Consider the following 3214-nt stretch of genomic DNA (forward strand, 5'->3'; position numbering starts at 1 on the left):
TCGCTCATGTCGTGCCCCTCTCTCGTGTTATTAAATTGCCGCCTGCGGCAGATTGCGTTGCGTTCCCATCTGGGAAACAATGGCTAAACCTGATATTAGTTTCATAAGAAACAGATCGCAAGTAGGATGGGAGAGGCGATGGTGCGTAACCCCGTGGAGACGCCGCTTAATTTGGAGCGGTTCATGCCCTATCGATTGAGCGTGCTCAGCAACCGCGTGAGCGCCTTGATCGGCAAACTCTATTCGGACAAGTTCAACCTCACCATTCCGGAATGGCGGATTTTGGCCGTGCTGGGCCGCTACGGCGAAATGACGGCGACCGAGGTCGCCTCCCGCACGGCGATGGATAAGGTCCGCGTCTCGCGCGCCATCGCCCGCCTGCTGGAATCGGGCCGCCTCGCCCGAAGGGTCGACCCGCAAGACCGCCGCCGCCTGACCTTGGAGATGACCGAGGCGGGCCGGGCCGTTTACGATCAAATCGTGCCGCTGGCGCTGTCTGCCGAACAAAGGTTGCTGGCGGGGATTCCCCAGGCCGATCTTGCCGCCTTCGAGCGCTTGGCAACCCATCTGACCGGCGCGGTCGCCGCCTTCGAAGCCGAGCTTGGCGTCGTGCTGGACGGGGTCGACGCGGGGGTTTAACCGATCATAGGAGACACGATGATGCGCGTGATGGTTTTGGTCAAAGCAACCGAGGATAGCGAAGCCGGGATCCTGCCCACGACCGACCTGCTGGAAGCGATGGGGAAATTCAACGAAGACCTCGTCAATGCTGGGATTATGCAGGCGGGCGAAGGGCTAAAGCCATCGCGCTACGGCACGCGCATCGCTTTCGACGGGGCGAACCGAACTGTCAGCGACGGCCCTTTCGCGGCAACCTCGGAATTGGTCGCCGGTTTCTGGCTGTGGGAAGTCAAGAATATGGCCGAAGCGGTGGCCTGGGTGAAGCGCTGCCCCAACCCCATGCCCGGCCCGAGCGAGATCGAGATTCGCCCCCTGTACGAGATGGCGGACTTCGGCGACGTGATGACGCCGGAGCTTATCGAACAGGAAGCCTGGTTGCGGGAAAAAACCGTCGACCGTTGAAGCCTGTGACATCCGAACCCTAGGCTCCCCGTTTCCGGCGATTATCTTGCACCTCGATTAAATTTGGTAAAAATCTGCATCTATTCTACCGCCTTGACGATAGGAAGTCGGAATGGGGCGATCCGCCCCGTACCACGATCAGGGGAATTAGGTCATGCGCGCTTGGCGTCAGAGTCTCGTCTGGAAAATCGCCCTTCCCGTGCCGCTGGCCCTAATCGCCATGATCGCGGCGATTGCGCTGATCGTCCCCCGGCAAATCGAAGCCGATACGCAGGCGACCGCCACCGAAAACGCGCTGCAAACCATCGCGCAGTTCCGCTCGGTGCGCGACTATTATAATACCGCCATCGTTCCCAAAATTCGTGGCACGCAGGATTTGAAGCTGACCCATCTGCACGCGAATGACCCGAAGGGTGTGCCGATCCCCGCCACTTTCATGCTCGATATGTCGGGGCGCTTGCAGGATAAGGCCGTCAGCCTCTCGTTCTACAGCCCCTACCCTTTCCCAGAACGCGCGGGCCGCAAGACGGACGATTTCCAGAAAGCTGCCTGGGACCAGTTCCAGAAAGCCCCGGACACACCCTATATCGAGCGCACCCGCTTGAACGGTAAGGACGTGGTGCGCGTCGCGGTCGGCGACCGGCTGGGGGAAGCCTGTGTCGCCTGCCATAATTCCCACCCGCAATCGCCCAAAAAAGATTGGAAAACCGGCGACGTGCGCGGCGTCTTCGAGATCCAAACCGTGATCGACGATCAACTGGCGCGCGGCAGATGCTCACCTATGGCGTGCTCGGCGTCGTGCTGCTCGGCGGGCTTGCGGTGCTGCTGGTCTCCCTCCTCTCGACCCGTGCCGTTGCCCGGCCCTTGCTGGCGATGGGGGCCGCCGTCAACCGGCTCGCGGGCGGCGATCGCCACCTCAACCTTGCCAAGGAATCGGAACGGGCGGATGAAATCGGCGGCCTCGCCAAAGCCTTGCAGGGCTTCGGCACGGCGCTGGAACAGCAAGAAGCGCGCGAAGCCGCCGAACGCGAGGAAATGGCGCGTAAAGCCGCCCGGCAGGCCGAACTAGAGAGCCTCACCCAGAGTTTCGATACGGCGGTCAGCTCCCTGCTCGGCAAAGTCCATGCGATGACCGACCAGTTGCACACTGCGGCGGGCACGATGACCAGCACCGTCCAGCACGCCAATAGCGCCTTCACCAGCATCGCCGGTAGCACCGACCAGACCCACGCCAATGTGGAAGCCACGGCCGGCGCTGCGGAAGAGTTGCTCGCTTCGAACGCCGAAATCGCGGGCCGCGTGCGCGAGGCCCTCACCATCAGTCGCAATGCCGTCGCCGAAACCGAAAGCGCCGACAAGCATATCGTCGGGTTGGCCGAAACCGTCGAACGGATCGGGGCTGCGGGTCAGCTTATCAACAATATCGCCAGTCAGACGAACCTGCTGGCGCTCAACGCCACCATCGAAGCCGCGCGCGCCGGAGAAGCGGGCAAAGGCTTCGCCGTCGTGGCGAGCGAAGTGAAGGCTCTCGCCACCCAAACCGCGCGGGTGACGGAGGAAATCGCCGCCCAAATCGCCGCCGTCCGCGCCGAAACTGGCAGCGCCGCCGCCGCCGTGCGCGAAGTGGGCCACGTCATCCAATCGCTCGAACGCCTCGCCGCCGATATTTCCGGCTCGGTCGAACAGCAGGGCGCGGCCACCGGCGAAATCGCCCGCCAGATGCAGGAAGCCGCCAACGGCACCCGCGCCGTCGCCGAAGAAATGAGCGCCGCCACCGGCACCGTCGACGCCGCGCGCCAAGCCTCCTCAGTGGTCCATGATTCCGCCGCGAACCTCAATAGCGAAAGCCAAAGCCTGCGCGTGACGGTGGAACAGTTTCTGGCGGGGGTGAGGCGGGGGCATTGATTCAATGTACGACCCCCGATAGGTTACGCCCCTATGAATACAACCGATCCTATAGCATTCTCTGACGATCCCGACTTTCGCGCGGGGTATGCAGAAGCCGAGGCAAAATATACCACGCTCCGCGCAGCCCATCCGGCTGACTCGTCCGACATTCTGAGCCGACTTTGGCGCGATGCAAATCTAGCGTGCATTATCGATGCGACAAAAGAGCCGCACCGTTGGCACG

4 protein-coding genes and 1 pseudogene are annotated in these 3214 nt (G+C 62.4%); all 5 read left to right on the forward strand.

Annotation, left to right across the window (positions count from 1 at the left end; genetic code table 11):
• The first annotated feature begins 138 nt into the window (after positions 1–138).
• The gene (locus VZ95_RS17260; protein ID WP_052711892.1) at positions 139–639 is read left to right on the forward strand and encodes a MarR family winged helix-turn-helix transcriptional regulator; all 501 of its coding nucleotides are present in this window, start codon (positions 139–141) and stop codon (positions 637–639) included.
• 18 nt (positions 640–657) lie between these two features.
• Positions 658–1083 carry a YciI family protein gene (locus VZ95_RS17265; protein WP_232302727.1) on the forward strand — a complete coding sequence of 142 codons (426 nt, stop codon included), beginning with the start codon at positions 658–660 and terminating at the stop codon, positions 1081–1083.
• Between the two features lie 220 nt (positions 1084–1303).
• Positions 1304–1810, forward strand: a pseudogene (locus tag VZ95_RS27440) (Tll0287-like domain-containing protein); the annotation flags it as partial.
• 44 nt (positions 1811–1854) lie between these two features.
• A complete protein-coding gene (locus VZ95_RS17275) occupies positions 1855–2988 on the forward strand; it encodes a methyl-accepting chemotaxis protein (RefSeq protein WP_052711893.1) in 1134 nt (377 codons plus the stop codon).
• A 33-nt stretch (positions 2989–3021) separates the two neighbouring features.
• Positions 3022–3214: hypothetical protein (locus VZ95_RS27445; protein ID WP_232302728.1), on the forward strand; the 193-nt coding region annotated here is incomplete at its 3' end.

It is taken from the genome of Elstera litoralis (assembly GCF_000963705.1).
Taxonomy (GTDB): domain Bacteria; phylum Pseudomonadota; class Alphaproteobacteria; order Elsterales; family Elsteraceae; genus Elstera; species Elstera litoralis.